Raw genomic sequence first — 19,059 nt, forward strand, 5'->3', positions numbered from 1 at the left:
CCCCTACCTCACCCACTGGCTCAACCTCGAAGCCCAATTTCGTCAGACGCTCGACCAAAGCCTCAGCCACACCACCGCCTTATTTGAAGGCAAAGTTGCATGGCTGCTGTCTCAATGCTTGCCAACTGGAACCCCCCTGTTTGTCGCGAACAGCACACCAGTCCGAGATATGGAATGGTTTTGGCAACCGGGAAATCGAGCTATTTGTCCCTATTTCAATCGAGGTGCCAATGGCATTGATGGCACACTTTCGACGGCATTGGGAATTGCCCATCAGCATCAAAGTACGGTGTTGCTTACAGGTGACTTAGCCCTGTTACATGACACCAACGGATTTTTGTTGCGCCACAAGCTAGAGGGACATTTGACTATTGTGTTGATTAATAATGATGGCGGTGGAATTTTTGAAATGCTGGCGATCGCCCAATTTGATCCACCGTTTGAGGAATTTTTTGCGACTCCGCAAAGCGTTGATTTTGTAGCGTTATGTCAGACCTATGGGATTGAGCATGAACGGATTACTAACTGGGAGCAATTGCAACAACGGCTAAATCCCTTACCCGAAACTGGCATCCGGATATTGGAACTGTTGACCGATCGCAAAGCCGATGCTCAAAATCGCAAGACATTTCTGTGAGGTCATCCGCTGGGTGGACGTTTGCCGATCGCCGCCTGGTTTTCAGATCGAGATTTGGGTTCGAGATAGAGGTTTTCTAACAAAACGGCAGCACCCGCCACCCACGGCGGCACAATCAACGCGCCAATAATGCCCAAAAGCTGAGTACCTCCCAGCACTGCCAACAACTGATACAACGGATGTAAGCCGACCGAAGACCCCACCAATAACGGGTCGAGAATATAGGTTTCTAGATTTTGGATGATGGCGAACAGGATTAACACCCACAACAGTGTCCACCAACTTTGCGATAGAGCCACGACGAGGGCAGGCACAGCCCCCAAGACGGGTCCGACAAACGGAATCAGGTTGGTGACTCCGGCGATCGCCCCCAGTGCCAGGGCAAATTCTGACAATCCTAAAAAACTCAGACTCGATGTGATGATTACACCTAAAATTGCCGAAACTACTACTCTGCCCCGGATATAGCTGCCAATGCGATAGCTCATCGGTGCAATTTGGGCAGCCAGCCGCTCATCCCACGGTGTGGGAAACAAACGCACTAAACTTCTCAGCAAGGTACGGCTATCTACCAACATATAGCCTGAAATAAATAGCCCTAACACCAGGCTAAAGGCACCCCCGACAATGCCTGTCGTCAGACTAAAAGATTTGAGTAAAAGTTGTTGCGTCGAACGGGCAACCCATGTCGTTAATGCCTGCACATTCAACACCTGCTCGACTTGACTGACCAATTCTGGGCGAGTGTTGTTTAACGTCAATAGCCAATCTTCGATCACAAGTGTCAGATCTTTGATGAACAGGGGCAACTGGCGAATCAGCTTTTCCAGTTGGGTAAAGGCTGTGGGACCAATTAAGATGCTGAAGCCGACAATGCCAGCAATCAAACCCAGGTACACCAAAATCACGGTCAGCCAGCGAGGAATTCGCCAGCGTTCTGCCCAATTGACGACGGGGGCAAAGGTTGCCGCTAAAATCACCGAAATCATAATCAGCAAAATCAAACTGCGCAGTTGCCACACCGCAACCAGTGCCAGCAAACTTGCCAGCACCACCAACACGCTTGATATAGATAGAGTAATCCGTTGCTCAGGTAACGATTTCAAATCATTCATCCTTTCCTTAAATCCAAACCCTTTACTGGTGTTAATTGCCTTCAAGGACGATTTTAGGCAATTGCCTGCGGTATAAGTTGTTGAAGATCCTCAACCCCGGCGAGAGATGTTGACCATGATTCCCCAAAGACCCCTACGCGCCCGTGTTAGTCACGATGAATATCAACTGTTACTCAGGTTGCGAGAACGCAAACCCGCCCAGAACCCGCCCAGCCCACCTGCAACCTTAGGCGATCGCATTTCAGACAAAGTTGCTGCCACGATTGGGTCTTGGAATTTCATCATTATCCAAACTATTATTTTGATTGCCTGGGTGATTCTCAATATCACGGCTTACATTCAGCATTGGGATCCATACCCGTTTATCTTGCTGAATTTGATGCTGTCTTTTCAAGCTGCTTACTCTGCGCCGATTATTATGATGAGCCAGAACCGGCAGTCTGCGATCGATCGGCAGGATGCCAAGCATGATTACGAAGTCAACATGAAAGCAGAATTAGAAATTGAGCTGTTGCAAGACAAAATTAACTTGCTTCATGAAGAGGAAATTCCTCAAGTCATTACCCTGTTACGGCAGCAACAGCAAAATATGGAGCGCATTGAACACTTGCTATCACAGCCCAACAATTAGTAGTTCAAAAACGATAGCCATGCTCCATTCAGTTTTTGCGGGAGAGCCGCGCAGAGCGCAGCTCTCCCACAGAAACCGTCATCTATCCAGGTGCAAAACGCTATACATATCGTGTTGTAGCAGTCGTTTATGCCGTTGCGCCAAATTAGAACCTCCTGTAGGCTTCCTTGCCAAGGGCGACGGCAACAATAATTCTTGGGTAAGGGCGCACCGCTGTGCGCCCCTACCGATCACTTGACTGATAGGAATTATTTAATCCCTGATCGTTACAACGTATAGGTAAAGTCTTCAACCAACACTCCGGGTACCCAACTGCCGCCCAATTGGCGATTTTCATACGTTCCCACTTCCGGAATAAAGTCTTGTGTCTCGGTGAGTGCTAACAAATTATCGCCAAAGAACTGATAGAGGCTTTCGTCAAACCGCAGATTTTCGATCGGGGCAACAATGTTGCCCTGCTCTACCCAAAAACAGGCATAGCGCGTCATCCCTGTGATCCGACCGCTGGGGCGATCGCTCCAGTTGAGGTAATGCAGATTAGAAACATAGAGTCCGGTATCGAGGGCTTTGAGAATGTCTGCGGTGGGCAATGTACCCGGTGAAATTTCAGGCGATCGCAGGTATTCGCCACTTGAGGCACCATTGGGGGTTTTGTCATATTCTCGTGCCGTACGCGAACTGATGAGCGTGTTGACTAATAGCCCTGATTGGATCAAGGGCAACTCCATCGGTGCAACTTCACCCAGTTCATTAAATCGGGGGACTAAACCCCAGGCAAAATTTTCCTTTAAGTGAAACTGGGGCGACAGCGTTTTTTCCTGGCGTTGCAGCATTGCCAGAGCGCTGCCTCCCCGTTGCATCGAGGCTTCACTCACGGCACCCCACGAAAACATGGCTAACACTTCGGCGATCGCCGCTGGAGCCAAATAGGTACGGTATTGTCCTTTGGGCACCATCTTCGCCGGTTGCGCCAGTCGTTCGAGTTGCTGCTTTGAGTCTGCTAATTTCGCCGTGTAGACGGCTTGATCCCAGTCACTACCTGCAAAGCTGCCCTTGACGGCTTGTCCTTCTGGTGTGAACAAGGAATAATCTAGCGAAAATGACTCGGTTTTAAACCAGTGCTGCTGTCCCTGCGAATCGGCATAGGCACGCAATAAGGTTCCAGCCGCATAGATGCCGGTGAAATCTAACCCTGCCACACTGGGCAAAATGGCAGAAACAGCAGCCTCAGGGGCTAATAGTTGCCCAGAATGACTGGCGCGGCTGGTGGCATTACCGCTCGGTAAGACCAGATAGGGATCGTCTGGTAACTGGGGCAATTCCTGACGAATTGTGGCTAACCCCTGTTGGGTGCGTTGCCAATCAGTATCAAAGTCTCCCGTAAAAGGAAAGTCCCAGGAGGCGCTGCGTTGCCCCACCATGACGGTCAGGTGTAATTGACCATCGGCAACCCATCCGGTCTGGCGTACCTTTGCCCGGTTAAAGCGGACGAATTGGCTTTGTTCGCCAATCAGCTCTAAGGTCATTGCTTCATCGGGCTTTAAGTTGGCTAGCAGCGTTGCTACCAGTTGATTAAAGACACCTTCTAATTCTTCTCCAGACTTCATCCTGCCTATTCCTTTAAAATGAGACGGGTGGAACCGTGTGATAGTCGGGGCAACCCGCTCTAAACATTAACCACCACCAAAGACTTCTACATTGGCAAAGGCGCAGACCGGCGAGCCATGCCCAACGCGAATCACCTGATTGGGTTCGCCCTTACCGCAATAGGGCGTGCCATACATTTGCCAGGTTGAGCGATCGCCCACTCGAATCAAGCTCTGCCAAAATTGGGGCGTTGTCCCTCGGTAGTTGGGATTGCGTAGCGTTTTGGTCATCCGTCCTTGCTCGATTAACAGCGCATATTCGCAGCCAAACTGAAACTTGTACCGCTGGTCGTCAATCGACCAGGAGCGGTTTGCTTCCATGTAAACCCCATGCTCAATATCGCCAATGATGGCATCTAGAGAATCGTTGCCGGGTTCCAAATTCAGGTTTGCCATGCGGTCAATCGGCGGACGATTCCACGATGCTGCCCGCGCACACGCCACACCGGGCACGGCTGTGCGTTGCTGACTTTCTAAACTGCCCAACCCTCTTTGTAATAGTCCTTCTTTGATCACATATTCAGGGGTTGCAGCCGCTCCCGTATCGTCGAAGCTATAGCTGGCAAACTCTCCCGGCACCGTTGGGTCAAACGTAATATTCATCAGCGGCGAGCCATACGCCAGATGCCCAAAGTCACCGGGGCGAACAAAACTGCCCCCAGCATAGTTGCGTTCGTCACCCAAAATGCGGTCTAGCTCTAAGGGATGCCCGACACTTTCATGAATTTGCAGCATCATCTGGTCGGGTGCTAAAACCAGCGTGGTGGTGGTATTGGGGCATTCGTCTGCATGCAATAGTTCGATTGCTTGTTCGCCCACATGGCAAGCTTTTGCCCAGAGATTGGCAGGAGGAAACAATTCCCAGCCCCCCTGATAGCAATGTGCCCGAAACCCGTTGTCCGTCCGATGTTGCACCAGTGACCCCTCTTGAGCCGTCACACCAAAGTGCGTCTGGAGCATCAGCATTTTCTGGTACACTTCAGAGCCGTTGCTGCTGACAAACCATGATTCTGTTTCATTGGTGACAGCGGTGGCATTGGTCTGAACAATCTGGTCAGAGACTTTCAGTTCTTTGCATAGTCTGACCAGTAAATCATTGATTTCTCCAGCCGTAAGGGCATCAAGGGGTTTCACATAGGGGGAAATGTATTGCCCTACTACTTTAGGTCGCACTGCCGGGGTTAAAGGATAAATAGCCCACTGGCTAGCGGCGATCGCCTGTTGTTGGGCAATCTTAGCGGCAGCTTGAATGTTATCGAGATTGAATGAGTTGACAGCCGCATAGCCAATCTGCCCGTTGACCATGACTTCAACCATGACCCCCTGGCTGAAGGAGTTGCCATTACTCTGGGGAAACCCATCTCGCATCCGACGCGTACTTGCCGACTCTTGGACAGCCCGCAACCCCACCCAATCGGCGGCTATATCTAACGACTCGATCGCCTTGGAGAGTTCTGAAATCATCTGTGTCTCAGGAAGGAAATGATTTATCCTTACAGTTTAACGATTGTCCGTCAACCAACAGCCAAGACATGACAAGATGCCGTCAAGCGTAACTAATCTTTCGTTAGGATCGTGGATTAAATCAGATCGAATATTGAATCGTTTGGAGGGGCGAACGACCATTCGCCCGTACAACAAATCATCGGAGTTATTTAATTCCCACTCCTTAGGAGGATGGCACAGGGCGATCGCGATCGGTTTAATTTTCTCTTTGAGGAACTCTATCGCCATGCAATTCGACTGAAAACTTAAGTGCGATTGTGACGCAATTTTTCCTAGACTGGGGAAGATCGAATGCAGACTTCTGCAAACGTCTCGATCCACTGATCCGTCATGACAGGAGCAGTGCGATACTCATTTTTTGGAACCTACTGTGGAAGTCAACGTTACTATGTCCTTTAACAGATACTTAACTGGTTATATGAATCGTCGAGTTCTTCGTGCCCTTTTGATTAGCACGCTGGTTGCACTCCCAATCAGTTTGGCGGCTTGTAGTCAGCCTCCAAAAACAGAGCAAAGCACCGCCGTAGACCCTGCTAGCCAAACCACGGAATCTGCCGCAGACGATTCTGAGACAACTAGTGCAGCTCGGTTGGGGCCAGCAGATGAAAAGTTTGACTTGCGCTTTATCGACGCCATGATTTTGCACCATGAAGGGGCGATCGCCATGGCAGAGGATGCACTGACTAAAGCCTCTCGTGAAGAAGTTAAGCAATATGCCCAGTCGCTGATCGATGCACAACAAGCAGAAATTGAGCAACTGAAACAATTGCGGCAAACCTGGTATGCCGATGCCGGTGCAGAGCCGATGATTTACAGCACTCAGACTAAAGAAACGATCGCCATGTCTGCGGAACAAAAGACGGCTGCCATGATGCAAAAGCGTCTGGGGAAAGCGGGCGATCGCTTTGATACTCGGTTTATGCGGCTGATGATGCCCCACCACCGGGAAGCGGTGCTGATGTCAAGGCAAGCCCTGCGCAAGGCAAATCATCCAGAACTGAAGGAATTGGCGCAAACCATTATTGATGAACAAAACAAAGAGATTCAGCAGCTGAGAAGCTGGTTACAGCCGCAATAGATAGCAGGAATTTAACCCTATCTATGCCTAGGATCGTGAAGTAAATAAGATCGAATATTGGGTCGTTTGGAGGGGCGAACGGCCGTTCGCCCGTACAACAAATCATCGGAGTTATTTAATTCCCATTCCCTAGTGTTGCAAACACGAAATTTTGCAACATGGGGGTTTGGGGGCTGCGCCCCCAAGAGGGGGGTTTACCCCCTCCACCCCCTCTAAAACTTTTAAGTTGGTGTAGCTAGAAGTGCAGGGGCGATCGCCCCTGCACTTTTTAGCGTGATTTTTGGTGGTGCGGGCGACGCCCGCGCCACCAAACATCATCACATTTCCAGGACTACTCAATAGTTGCGATTGTTAGGGCCGTTGGGTGGCGATCGCCATTCTGATTCCCGGTAAGGTTTTGAGTTGATCCATCACCGTTACCACAGTGCCGTGGGGCACAGCCGTATCAGCATTAATAATGACCAGCGGATTTTCCCCTGCCTGAAGCTGCAATCGCACCTGTTCCACCAGCATTTCTACGGAAACAGACTCCTGGTCAAGCGCTAAATTGCCCTGGCTGTCGATCGTCACCACCAACTGACTTTCAGGCTGACTTTCGGACGTTACGGCGGTGGGCAAGTTAACCGGCAAACCCTGAGATTGGGTGAGAAATAGCGACGACATCACGAAAAACGTCAGGATCGCAAAAATCACATCAATCATCGGCACGATGTTGATTTGCGGCGGCAGATCCGGTTCATTGGGTAGGCGCATGGGGCATTCTCCTGAGTTCGTAGCGGCGACGATAGAGTAGCTCTAGCTGTCCGCCATATTCTTGTAACAGAGCCAGCTGCCGCTGATACAAGCCACGAAAGGTATTTGCGAACAACAACGTAGAAATGGCTACCACTAACCCTGTTGCCGTCGAAATCAGAGCTTCGCTAATCCCGGCTGATACATTTTGACCCTGGGTATTGCTCAAATCCCCAATTTTCAGCGAGGCGAAGGAATGGATCAGTCCTAAAATCGTACCCAGTAGACCCAGCAACGGGGCAACGCTGATAATCGTATCAAATACAGTGTTAAACCGCTTTAACAGGGGTAATTCTGCCTGTGCAGCTGTTTCCAGTGCCAGCCGAAACTCTTCGGGGGTCGCCTGCTCCAGTTCCAATGCGGCTAAAAAAATCCGAACGACCGGCAAGTGAGTGTTTTGTTCTAGCTTTTGAAAGGCAGCCTTGGTACTCCGCCGATAGAGTACCAACACTTCTCTCACAACGTGATCTTGCTGCCGCACGATCCGATACCAGAAGAGGATGCGTTCTAGAATCAGGGCAAATGCCAAAATAGAAAATCCGAGTAGGGGGAACATCACCACCCCACCCAGAACAAACATATTGGTCATAGAGATTGAGTTTCAGAAAGCTCAATTGCTGCCTGGGAAATGTTCTATTTGAGCATAACCGCTAAAAACCAGATTTTTACCCTGTGTTTCTAGACGATTGAGGCGCAACATTACCCCATCTAGATCGAACTTGTCTAAATCAACCATATTATTCAAAACCTCAGCAAACGCTTGTGTCAGCGTTTCCGAGAGGCTCCGAACATCGTCTGAAACATCTGTTGCTTCAAACGTTGGGTTGTTAAATTGAATCCGCCTGCGTTTTTCCACGGTGATGGTCGCACTCAGACTGATAGGTACGTCACCGCGATTGGGCAGATCGGTTTTAGCCAAAATCTTGACCTTGTTTTCGGGCAAGAGTTGCAGGTAAACATCCCGGAACGAGACAGGTTCACCGCCAGAGAGATTGGTTAGCATCTCCAGGTCTACATTTTGCAGACGATTTTGTACTAACTCAGCCTTAAACGCTTTGTTGATACTGTCTTCGGTCAAAACAACCTGTGCAACTGCTTGAGTGGGTTGTTTCAAGCGAATTTTGCCGCCCAGGATCGATCCAGGGTCAATTGAGACCGCATCGGTCTCAAACGACATTTCTTCGACTTCAAAGTCGCGGCGGATGACGAGCCGACGACCCTGCATCTTGAAGCTATCGACACTGCCTTGCAGAAGCTTACTGGAGGGGTAGCAACGAATTACTACATCCACAGACTCACTGCGAGTGAACAAGTGGCGAATCGATTGGCTGGCAACCCCGTTGAGCATACGCTCTCCTAGATCGGTTCCAGTCTGACTTGTTGAGCCTGTGAGTCCACCAAACATGTAATTACTCGTTAAAAACGCCATTGATGTTGGTCTTCACCATTTGTAACAAAATATGAAGAAAACAGCAACGTCAACAATTCTGAGTAAATTTAGGTTAATTCGACTCAGTTTTATCCCATCTCTCAATCGTTATTATGCCTTGCTGGAGCTGGAATTTAGATTAGATTAAGTAATCGCAAGTATTCTAAAACCAGATTTTGAGCCGTTTTATAGGGGCGTAAGCGATCGCCCTGAGGTACCCTGGGCAGCTCTCATAAATGATTTGTTTCTTAATAAAACTCGCCCATTTGATCAGAAGTCATAGGCATTATTTCTCTAAAATTCATCCTTAAGGACCATAAATTCAGTAAAACCCGAACGTTTATTTTTGCAGCACAGCGTCACGGTTGTGGCTCTAGTGCTTTGTCAAGTATTTTCTGACGGGTAATGTGCTGCGCGAAGCGCGGCACATTACCCGTTTTAACCGTCATTTTTTTTAATGGATAGACCACCAGTGTTGCAAACCCGAAATTTTGCAACATGGGGGTTTGGGGCTGCGCCTCCAAGAGGGGGTAAAACCCCCTCCACCCCCTCTAAAACTTTTGAGTTGGTGTACCAGTCTGAGGCGTAAGAAAAAAATCTTAACTTGCCAGGTTAAGATGTTGGTAAAGTATTGCTAAACCGCTTTAACTATCGCGTTCACATATTAAGCCGTCAACAACCGGGTAGAGCAATCCTCTAACTCAGGGTTTTTTCCCTTCGCCCTATTTGTTTCTGGCAAGAGGACAGCTATAGTTAAGAGCATCTTTAAAGAACTGCTGACGTTCTCATCCATCGGGAAAAAGAGCGATCGCCTGTTTTTTATCTCCGCCCAACGATAGCGGAGCTTTCTATACGTTTTTGAAACCTGTACTGGACGCTGAGTGTGCCCAAAGCTGGCATTATTTACAACGACATTAAACCAACTGCTTGTCAGGCTGCTAAAGAGATGCAGGACAAGTTGGAATCCCTTGGATGGGATGTTTATTTGGCAACAGGGGCGGGTGGCATTCTTGGCTACTCGCAGCCCAGTCGCCCGATTTGCCATACTCCAATTGAGCAGTTGGTTCCTCCTGGCTTTGAGCAAGATATGCGCTTTGCCATTGTTTTGGGTGGAGATGGCACGGTGCTATCCGCGTTTCGACAGGTTGCGCCCTGCGCGATTCCGCTGTTGACGGTCAATACTGGGCACATGGGGTTTTTGACCGAAACCTACTTGACCCAATTGCCTCACTTGATCGAAACGTTGGTGATGGGCGACTATAACCTCGAAGAGCGAGCAATGCTGACGGTGCAGGTGATTCGCGACGGGGTATCGGTCTGGGAAGCGCTATGCCTGAATGAGATGGTGCTGCACCGGGAACCGTTGACCAGTATGTGCCATTTTGAAATTGAAATTGGTAAGCATTCGCTGGTGGATATTGCTGCCGATGGGGTGATTGTTTCTACCCCGACGGGTTCAACGGCATATTCTCTATCGGCTGGGGGTCCCGTAGTCGCACCTGGGGTAGCCGCCTTGCAATTGGTGCCGATTTGTCCGCATTCGCTGGCTTCACGGGCACTGGTGTTTCCTGATACGGAGCCTGTAACTATTTATCCCGCGAACCTCGATCGATTGGTGATGGTGGTAGATGGCAATGCGGGGTGTTATGTGTTGCCGGATGATCAGTTGCGGGTGCAGCGATCGCCCTATGCAGCCCGGTTTATCCGGTTACGTCCGCCAGAATTTTTCCATGTGTTGAGAGAGAAATTGGGATGGGGGTTGCCTCATATTGCTAAACCCAGCTCTGTAGAATTGCCTTAGGAATGGGAATTAAATAACTCCGGTGATGTGTTGTACGGGCGAACGGCCGTTCGCCCCTCCAAACGACTCGATATTCGATCTTATTTAATCCACGATCCTTAAGAATCACAAATTAATTAAAACCCGGAAGTTTATTTTTGTCAGCGCGGCTCCGCCGCGCTGACAAAAATAAATCTTCGGTTTTATTAAATCCACGATCCTAAGCCAAACTGCGGTGCTTTTGCCGTTCGGCAATCTCTTCCAGGTTGGCAGCAGGAATTGCCTGGATCAGTTGTCGGGTATAGTCGCGGGTGGGATGGTTGTAGATGGTGTCGGCGGGTCCAATTTCTTCGATCTGCCCCAGGTTCATCACCATAATGCGATCGCTAACAAATTTGACCACGTTCAGATCATGGGAAATAAAGATATAGGTCAAGCCAAAGTCTTGCTGCAAATCGCGCAATAAATTCAGCACCTGCGCCTGAACTGAGACATCGAGGGCAGAAACCGATTCGTCACAAATAATAAAGCGAGGCTGGCAGGCGAGAGTCCGGGCGATGCAGATCCGCTGACGTTGCCCGCCAGAAAATTCATGAGGATAACGGTTAAATGCTGTGGCATCCAACCCTACCCGCTCTAATAAAGCGATCGCCTGGTGTTGTCGATCATGGGCAGAGATGCCAATGTTATGAATGATCATGGGTTCCATAACCGCAGAGCCAATACTTTGGCGGGCGTCCATGGAGCCAAACGGATTTTGAAAAACGATTTGCATCTGTTGGCGCAACTGGCGCAACTGGGCAGCATCCATCTGAAATATAGATTTGCCATCGAAACGAACATCTCCAGACGTCGCTTCGATTAATCGCAATAACACCCGACTCAGCGTCGATTTGCCGCAACCAGATTCACCCACCAAACCCAACGTTTCACCGGGATAAACCTCAAAACTGACATCATCCACGGCTCTAAAATCAGACGATCGCCCAAACCAGCCGATGCGCACCGGAAACGCTTTAACTAAATGGCTGACAGAAAGTAACGGAGGTTGCTGGAGCAGCGATCGCCCATGATCTTCTCGATCTTGCAGCGAAACTTCCGTAAAGAGGGGATTTCGCTCGACCACGTCCAAGGGTTGCGGAATAATTTGCATCTCACCCTGCTCTGTTTGGCTGACTTGCATAAAATCCGCGACAGTTGGCAGGCGCTTGAGCTGGCGATCGGGACGGGGGCGACAGTTGAGTAAGCCTTTGGTGTAGGGATGTTGAGGACGGGCAAACAAATCGTAGGCGTTGGCAATTTCCATGATTTGTCCGCGATACATGACCACCACTCGATCGGCAATTTGCGACACGACCCCCATGTCATGGGTGATAAATAAAATTGCCATCTGACGGCGATCGCGAATTTCCTGCAACAGCTGCAAAATGGTGGCTTGAATCGTTACATCCAACGCTGTTGTCGGTTCATCGGCAATCAAAATCGCCGGATCACCACTTAATGCCATCGCAATCATTACCCGCTGGATTTGTCCGCCAGAGAGTTGGTGAGGATAACGGTTGACCATGCCTTCGGGATCAGGCAGTTTGACTTCTCGAAATAAATCGACGGCTCGTTTGTTTGCCTCGTCCCGCGAAACGTCGTTGTGGAGTCGGATCGCTTCGGCAACCTGTTGCCCACAGGTAAACACCGGATTTAACGATGTCATCGGTTCTTGGAAGATCATCGAGATCACCCCGCCCCGAAACTTACGTTTTGATTCGGCAGGCAAGCTGAGTAAATTGACTGGAGCGGCGTCCGTATCAGGATTGTGAAATAAAATTTCGCCACTGATCCGGGCAGTTTGAGGTAACAGCCCCATGATTGCCAGCGACATCACCGACTTTCCCGATCCCGATTCCCCCACAATTCCTAACGTTTCTCCAGCCATCAGCGTCAGGGAAATATGCTGTAACGCCTTAACTAGACTGGTTTCTGTAGGAAATTCAACGGATACGTTAGAAATTTCAAGGATCGGGTTTGCCATTATTGCCTGACGTGTCGCCTATCGAGCGGAACCATGTTCCAATTCTGCCGGAGAATTGTGTGCTTGTGCGTAGTCTCAAGGACGTTCTAGCAATAAGTTCTGTATTTTTAGGATCGTGGATTGAATAAGATCGAATATTGAATCGTTTGCAGGGGCGAACGACCGTTCGCCCCTGCAACAAATCATCGGAGTTATTTAATTCCCATTCCTTAGCATGTCCCCTGGCTGTAAAGACACGATTCATCACGTCTTATGGAACATGGGGTGAAGCGATCGCACAGGGTCATTTATCGCGGTGTGCCAGTTTGTTAAGTGCAGAAGCGGTGTTGTGGGGCGCTCCGCGCCCCACAACACCGGACTGAATCAACCTGCACAGCACTTAGGGTCGTTTAAATATGAGAAGAGGCATTGCCAAAAGCAATGCCTCTGAAGGGATAGATGGAAGGCGCTTTCTATCCGTCAGGAATTGTGACATCTGTAGGCGATCGCACCCTCTTCCTAAAGTTAGATTTTGGCAATGATTGAACAAGCGTGAATCCTGCCCGTCCTACGGACGGGCAGGATTCACGCCTCAAAGAGACTTAGAACTTGCCATCTAGCGCCGGAATACAGCGCTCGCACAACAGCGGATGCTCTGCCGACTCGCCGACCTGAAGAGAATAGTTCCAGCAGCGATCGCACTTTTTACCGACGGCATCGACCACGGCAATCCCCAGCGCATCGGTCTGCATACTATATTTCAGATCCGCCAGTCCGGCAGGTGTATCCAATACCTCGACCTGGGAGGTGAGGAACAGGTAACGCAGTTCATCAACGCCATTGCCGCTGAGACTGCTTGCCGGATTAAAGGTCGTTAGTTTCGCACGGGTGGCATCATCAGCCACATAGAGCATCAATTTGGCTTCTAGCGAAGCCCCGATCGCCTTTTCGACTCGTGCCCGTTCCAGTACCTTGTTGACTTCCTGACGAATCCGTCGCAGTTGCTCCCACAGGGTTGAAAGGTCTGGCTGTCTCCAGCGATCATCTAATGTCACCCAACCCGCTTCAAACACCGATTGATAGGGTGTTTTGTAGGGTAAGTGTTGCCAGATATCTTCTGCCATGTGAGAGAGCACGGGTGCGATCGCTTTTGCCAAATTTTCGATGGCGATCGCCAGAACCGTCTGACAACTGCGTCGCCGCAACGCATCTGTAGAGCTGATATACAGCCGATCTTTGGCAATATCTAGATAGAAATTGGACAGATCGACGACGCAGAAATTTTGCACCGTTTGGAAAAACCGGAAAAACTGGTAAGACTCAAACGCATCGGTGACTTCATCAAAAATTTCAGTCATGCGGTGCAGCATGTAACGATCTAGCTCGGGCAGTTGCTCGTAGGCAACGGCGTGCTGTGCCGGATCAAAATCATGCAAATTGCCCAGCAAAAACCGCGATGTATTGCGGATCTTGCGGTAAACATCGGCAAGCTGTTTGAGGATGTTTTTGCCAATCGGTACGTCTGAGGAATAATCGACCGACGATACCCACAAGCGCAGCACATCGGCTCCGTAGGGCGGTTCTTCCTTCTGGTTTTTGCCGCCGTTGATTACGATAGATGGATCAACCACGTTCCCCAGCGATTTACTCATCTTCCGGCCCTGTTCGTCCAGGGCAAAGCCGTGGGTCAGCACGGTTTTGTAGGGTGCATGACCGTTGACGGCAACACTGGTGAGCAAACTAGATTGGAACCAACCTCGGTGCTGGTCAGAGCCTTCCAGGTACATATCGACGGGGTACTGGAGTCCTTCTCGTTGCTGGGCAACGGCTGCCCAGGAGGAACCCGAGTCAAACCACACATCCATAGTATCGGTGCCTTTGCGGTAGGTTTTGCCGTCGTTGCGGTATTTCTCGGGCAATAACTCCTCGACCGACAGTTCCCACCAGGCATCCGATCCTTTCTCGGCAAAGATTGCCTGAACATGGGCGATCGTCTCGGCGTTGAGCAACGGTTCGTTGCTGGCTTCGTCGTAAAACACCGGAATCGGTACTCCCCAACTGCGCTGGCGCGAGATGCACCAGTCGGAGCGATCTGCCACCATTGGGGTGATGCGGTTTTCGCCCTGTGCCGGAATCCATTGGACATCAGCGATCGCCTTCAGTGCTTGTTCTCGAAATCCTTCGACGGAAGCAAACCACTGTTCGGTTGCCCGGAAGATCGTCGGCTTTTTCGTGCGCCAGTCGTAGGGATAGCGGTGAACGTAGTCTTCTTGCTTGAGCAAGACTTCGGCTTCTGTCAGCGCTTTGATCACGGCAGCGTTAGCATCTCCCAGGACGTTTAATCCGGCAAAGGGACCTGCTTCTTGGGTAAAATTGCCTTCTTCATCGACGGGTGAAAGCACGGGCAAGCCATAGCGTTGACCGACATTAAAGTCATCTTCCCCATGCCCAGGAGCGGTATGCACCAGGCCGGTTCCTGATTCTGTGGTGACGTAATCACCGCCAATCACGATCGGGCTTTCTCGATCAAACAGGGGATGCCGATAGGTAGAAAATTCCAGATTCTTCCCTGAAATCTCGGCTTTAACGGTCAGCGAAGTCGCCATCATGTCTGCCAATCGCTCAACCAGATCTTTGGCCACCAGCCAATAGCGGAATTTGCCGGGGGCATTTTCACCCAGTTCTACTACGGCATAGGTAAGTTCTGCATTCACAGCGACTGCCAGGTTTGCGGGGATCGTCCACGGGGTTGTCGTCCAAATTGCCACGCCTAAGTCTGCCAGGTAGGGCGATAGGGCAGCGGCACTATCGCATAGGCTCACCATTGGGAAGGCAACGTAGATGCTACGAGAGGTATGACCTTCGGGATATTCCAATTCGGCTTCGGCTAATGCGGTGCGCGAACTTGGGCTCCAATGGACTGACTTTAAGCCCCGGTAGATATAGCCTTTCAGCACCATTTGCCCAAAAACGCCGATCTGAGCGGCTTCGTAGTCGGGTTTCAGGGTCATGTACGGTGTATCCCAATCGCCCCAGACGCCATAGCGTTTGAAGCTACTGCGTTGTTGATCGACTTGCTCAAGTGCCCAGGTTTTGGCTTTGCGTCGCAATTCGATCGGGGTTAAGCCCTGTCGTTCGGCTGGTTTCATTGCCTGAAGCACCTTCAGCTCAATGGGTAAGCCGTGACAGTCCCATCCTGGTATGTAGCGAACTTTGCGACCTTTGAGCAGTTGATATTTGTTGATGATGTCTTTTAGGGTCTTATTCATCGCGTGACCCATGTGCAGTGCCCCGTTGGCATAGGGGGGTCCATCATGCAGCACAAATGGTTCGCCTGGATTGGTTTCAGACAATTTTTTGTAAATTTCGTGGTCTTCCCAAAACTGTTGCAGCTCAGGCTCTCGCTTGGTAGCGTTTGCCCGCATATCAAAGTTGGTTTTGGGCAAATTGACGGTATCTTTGTAGCTTCCAGGTTCTGTTACTGTCACGGGCACTATCCGGGAAAACGCAGGGACATTTAAGGATTGTATCGAACCATTATCGTTCAGAACTCTATTCGGGCGCAAAGTTTCAAGAAACGTCCAATAAACATCGGGGTTTTATTGAATTTGTCATCTTTAAGGATCCTCATACAGATACCTTGAATAACTTTTTTGGGAAAGTGCGGCTCCGCCGCACTTTTCCAAAAAAGTTGTGGGTTTTAACTTTGTCAGGCTCCTAAGAATTTGGTAGCAGTATGCATGTAATGATTTTTCGTTGCGCGGGCGTCGCCCGCGCAACGAAAAATCATTATCTTTTCAGGACAACCAAGAATTTAAGCTTGGGGGATATCCCCCAAACCCCCTTTTTGGGGGATGCCCGCTTCCCCCAAACCCCCTCCGAAGGGATGGCGGGTGGGTTGCAGGGCGCGCTTCGCATTGGCTTCGCACCGGGGATGCTGGGTAGGAAATGAATTTCTGAATCTTTTTGGGGCTGAACGCCGTCATGGCGATCGCATGGTCAAAAGCGATCGCATGGCCAAAAGCGATCGCGTACGGTGCTGTGGGGTGCAGGTAAGGGTTATGCTGCAACCGCAAGTCAGCGGTGCGATTCGGGAATTCTGGATGTAACATCTGTCACCCGCTCGGTATGCTCAAATTGCTGAAATCGCTTGAATCGCTCAAATCTGATGTTCAGGCTCGTTTTGTTACACTTCAACCGCAGAGGGATAGTTTACGGATGCCGGATCTGTATGGGATGCGGCGGCGGGCAGTAAGTGTTGATGGAGATCGTTTTGGCAGAGGTAGGGGCGATCGCTCTCTGGGCTTAAAAGCGGTTGACCAGGCGGTTACGGGTGCAAAGGCTCTGTCTGCTTCTATGACTGGGACGCTTTCAGATTCTGCCGTTGCTCCTATTCGACTGGGGCAGAGGCTTAGAGGCAGTCTCAGCCGCGAAGATCCGTTTAATCCGCTGCGACGAAGACATTTTGCGGATGATTATTGGCTGCCAGAGATTCAGCGAGATCGACGGCTGAGTATCAGTCTTAAGTCGCTTGGGTTTGATGCCTATTTGCAAATTATTGATGACGCGACAGGGCAAATCGTTGCTCAAAATGATGATGCGGGACCGAAAAACACAAATTCTCGCATTCCGTTCGTTGCGAAAGCAGGCATCCGTTATCGCATTCGAGTCACCAGTTATAAGGCGGAGGAAGAGGGCGGCTACACCCTGAGCATGACGCACAATCCGTTTGATTACGATTATGGGTATGGGCTAATTAATGCGGCAGCGGCGGTTGCTCGATCTATTCGTCAAAATACGTTTGCTGGGGTTGTTGATGGTAAGGGCGATCGCTGGCATCTCGATTTGATCAACGCACCGGAGGTTTGGGCACAGGGCTATACCGGACAGGATGTTGTTGTTGCGGTGCTAGACACGGGTGTGGACTATACCCACCCGGATCTGGAGCAAAATATCTGGGTGAATGCAGATGAGATCGCGGATAACGGGCTAGACGATGACCACAATGGCTTTGTCGATGATATTAGGGGTTGGAATTTTGTCGAGGGTGGCAACAATGACCCTATGGATTTAGATGCTCACGGCACCCATGTAGCCGGGGCGATCGCCGCGATGAACAATGGCGTTGGCGTGACTGGAATTGCTTACAATGCCAAAATTATGCCCGTTCGGGTGATTGGGGGCAAAGATGACAACTCTCTGGCAAAATTCGATGCAAATCTTGCTGCCGGAATTCGCTATGCCGTCCAAAATGGCGCAGATGTCATCAATATGAGTCTGGGTAATAATCCTGGGGATCCAGCAATGCCCCAAACCCTGGCAGCCCTGAAATTTGCGCGTCGAGCGGGGGTGGTCGTGGTGATGGCATCGGGCAATGAGAAAGAAGATGGTGCTGTGCTGCCCATCGATCCAGCCTTCTATAGCCGTCGTCATCTGGGGATTGCAGTGGGTGCGATCGATCGCCGACTGACCGTTGCCGAATTTTCTAATCCGGCAGGCGATCGCCCCATGGATTTTTTTGTCGCTCCAGGGGTCAACATTCGCTCTACAGTGCTTGATGGACGCTATGAAAGTCTCAATTGGTCGGGCACTTCTATGGCAACACCTCATGTGACAGGGGTTGTCGCACTGATGCTGAGTGCCAATCCCCATCTCACTCCCGACCGGATTCAACAGCTTTTGCGCAGGACTGCCCAACCAGAGGGACTGAAGTTACCTTAGGCGCACAAATTACAGCGGTGTGTAAGTTCGTTAAGTCCAGAAACGGTGATGTGAGCCGCTCCGCGCCCCACCAGACCGGATTGAATCAACCTGCACAGTGCTACAGATTCAACCCGGACGTTTTTTTTGGCGGCGCGGCGACGCCGCGCCGCCAAAAAAAATCTTCGCTTGAGCTAAATTCACGAGCCTTAGTTCGCTTCGCCACAAACAGGAGGTACAGGAGGCTACATCGAGGCTACGCCCCCTCTATCCTCTGCAAAATTTTTAATTGGGTGGACAGGCAGGGAAGTGAATTGTCACCAAACCGTTACATTGTCGCCAAATTGTTACATACTAGACCTGTTAAACCAATCAAATGTTATCGGGAGTAAAGAATCATTATGAATTGGAAACTTGGTACGGTGCTCGGTTTCATGCTAGTTGCCAGCCTAACAGCCTGCTCCAATGAACCTGCTAGTGAATCATCCCCTGCTAGCAGCCCGGCAGGAGATGCTATTGAGTCTCCTGATGCAGCAACATCTCCTGATGCAACGGAATCTCCTGCTGATGCCATGGAATCTCCTGCTGATGCGGCATCTCCTGATGCCATGGAGTCTCCTGATGCGGCAACATCCCCTGATGCAACGGAATCTCCTGCTGATGCAGCATCTCCTGATGCTATGGAATCGTCTAGCCCATCACCCCAGTAACGTTCGGTAGTTTAGTCCTTCCCTATAAAG

Annotated in this window: 16 protein-coding genes; 7 read left to right on the forward strand and 9 right to left on the reverse strand. The window is 50.3% G+C overall.

The window, feature by feature from the left end; all coding sequences use genetic code 11:
- Positions 1-637: thiamine pyrophosphate-dependent enzyme (locus ACR6Z4_RS13830; RefSeq protein WP_479717872.1), on the forward strand; the 637-nt coding region annotated here is incomplete at its 5' end.
- A gap of 2 nt (positions 638-639) precedes the next feature.
- Here the strand turns inward: ACR6Z4_RS13830 and ACR6Z4_RS13835 are convergent.
- Complete coding sequence (locus ACR6Z4_RS13835) at positions 640-1,752, reverse strand: AI-2E family transporter (protein WP_479717873.1); 1,113 nt, start codon at positions 1,750-1,752, stop codon at positions 640-642.
- A 115-nt stretch (positions 1,753-1,867) separates the two neighbouring features.
- On the opposite strand from ACR6Z4_RS13835, the gene ACR6Z4_RS13840 reads away from it, so the two are divergent.
- Complete coding sequence (locus ACR6Z4_RS13840; RefSeq protein ID WP_479717874.1) at positions 1,868-2,383, forward strand: DUF1003 domain-containing protein; 516 nt, start codon at positions 1,868-1,870, stop codon at positions 2,381-2,383.
- Between the two features lie 266 nt (positions 2,384-2,649).
- On the opposite strand, the gene ACR6Z4_RS13845 is transcribed toward ACR6Z4_RS13840, so the two are convergent.
- The 3 genes from ACR6Z4_RS13845 to ACR6Z4_RS13855 all read right to left on the reverse strand — a co-directional run bounded on the left by ACR6Z4_RS13845 (position 2,650) and on the right by ACR6Z4_RS13855 (position 5,763).
- Positions 2,650-3,990 (reverse strand): TldD/PmbA family protein, encoded by a 1,341-nt coding sequence (locus ACR6Z4_RS13845; RefSeq protein ID WP_479717875.1) that lies wholly within the window; start codon positions 3,988-3,990, stop codon positions 2,650-2,652.
- A gap of 66 nt (positions 3,991-4,056) precedes the next feature.
- On the reverse strand, positions 4,057-5,493 hold the full coding sequence (locus ACR6Z4_RS13850; protein ID WP_479717876.1) for a TldD/PmbA family protein: 1,437 nt from the start codon (positions 5,491-5,493) through the stop codon (positions 4,057-4,059).
- Between the two features lie 36 nt (positions 5,494-5,529).
- Entirely contained in the window at positions 5,530-5,763 is a 234-nt protein-coding gene (locus ACR6Z4_RS13855) for a hypothetical protein (protein ID WP_479717877.1), read from the reverse strand.
- A 160-nt stretch (positions 5,764-5,923) separates the two neighbouring features.
- Here ACR6Z4_RS13855 and ACR6Z4_RS13860 point away from each other — a divergent pair, with 160 nt between their 5' ends.
- The gene (locus tag ACR6Z4_RS13860; RefSeq protein ID WP_479717878.1) at positions 5,924-6,613 is read left to right on the forward strand and encodes a DUF305 domain-containing protein; all 690 of its coding nucleotides are present in this window, start codon (positions 5,924-5,926) and stop codon (positions 6,611-6,613) included.
- Between the two features lie 351 nt (positions 6,614-6,964).
- Here ACR6Z4_RS13860 and ACR6Z4_RS13865 read toward each other — a convergent pair whose 3' ends face one another.
- Genes ACR6Z4_RS13865 through ACR6Z4_RS13875 form a run of 3 tightly spaced genes read right to left on the reverse strand, consistent with a single transcriptional unit; the run spans position 6,965 to position 8,810 of the window.
- Positions 6,965-7,366 carry an ExbD/TolR family protein gene (locus tag ACR6Z4_RS13865; protein WP_479717879.1) on the reverse strand — a complete coding sequence of 134 codons (402 nt, stop codon included), beginning with the start codon at positions 7,364-7,366 and terminating at the stop codon, positions 6,965-6,967.
- Positions 7,350-7,994, reverse strand: coding sequence for a MotA/TolQ/ExbB proton channel family protein (locus ACR6Z4_RS13870; RefSeq protein WP_479717880.1), 645 nt, complete (start codon positions 7,992-7,994; stop codon positions 7,350-7,352). The genes ACR6Z4_RS13865 and ACR6Z4_RS13870 overlap by 17 nt, the downstream gene beginning before the upstream one ends.
- Before the next feature lie 21 nt (positions 7,995-8,015).
- Positions 8,016-8,810, reverse strand: coding sequence for an LmeA family phospholipid-binding protein (locus ACR6Z4_RS13875; RefSeq protein WP_479717881.1), 795 nt, complete (start codon positions 8,808-8,810; stop codon positions 8,016-8,018).
- Positions 8,811-9,717: 907 nt separating this feature from the next.
- On the opposite strand from ACR6Z4_RS13875, the gene ACR6Z4_RS13880 reads away from it, so the two are divergent.
- Entirely contained in the window at positions 9,718-10,635 is a 918-nt protein-coding gene (locus ACR6Z4_RS13880; protein ID WP_479717882.1) for an NAD(+) kinase, read from the forward strand.
- A 199-nt stretch (positions 10,636-10,834) separates the two neighbouring features.
- Here ACR6Z4_RS13880 and ACR6Z4_RS13885 read toward each other — a convergent pair whose 3' ends face one another.
- Positions 10,835-12,640 (reverse strand): ABC transporter ATP-binding protein, encoded by a 1,806-nt coding sequence (locus tag ACR6Z4_RS13885; protein ID WP_479717883.1) that lies wholly within the window; start codon positions 12,638-12,640, stop codon positions 10,835-10,837.
- Between the two features lie 581 nt (positions 12,641-13,221).
- Positions 13,222-16,044 carry an isoleucine--tRNA ligase gene (gene ileS / locus ACR6Z4_RS13890; protein ID WP_479717981.1) on the reverse strand — a complete coding sequence of 941 codons (2,823 nt, stop codon included), beginning with the start codon at positions 16,042-16,044 and terminating at the stop codon, positions 13,222-13,224.
- Positions 16,045-16,536: 492 nt separating this feature from the next.
- Between ileS and ACR6Z4_RS13895 the strand changes: the two genes are divergently transcribed.
- The 3 genes from ACR6Z4_RS13895 to ACR6Z4_RS13905 all read left to right on the forward strand — a co-directional run bounded on the left by ACR6Z4_RS13895 (position 16,537) and on the right by ACR6Z4_RS13905 (position 19,029).
- The gene (locus ACR6Z4_RS13895) at positions 16,537-16,728 is read left to right on the forward strand and encodes a hypothetical protein (protein ID WP_479717884.1); all 192 of its coding nucleotides are present in this window, start codon (positions 16,537-16,539) and stop codon (positions 16,726-16,728) included.
- Positions 16,729-16,837: 109 nt separating this feature from the next.
- The gene (locus tag ACR6Z4_RS13900; protein WP_479717885.1) at positions 16,838-18,340 is read left to right on the forward strand and encodes a S8 family peptidase; all 1,503 of its coding nucleotides are present in this window, start codon (positions 16,838-16,840) and stop codon (positions 18,338-18,340) included.
- Positions 18,341-18,720: 380 nt separating this feature from the next.
- Complete coding sequence (locus tag ACR6Z4_RS13905; protein ID WP_479717886.1) at positions 18,721-19,029, forward strand: hypothetical protein; 309 nt, start codon at positions 18,721-18,723, stop codon at positions 19,027-19,029.
- Positions 19,030-19,059: the final 30 nt, after the last annotated feature.

Source organism: Calyptranema fuscum S582 (assembly GCF_055793305.1).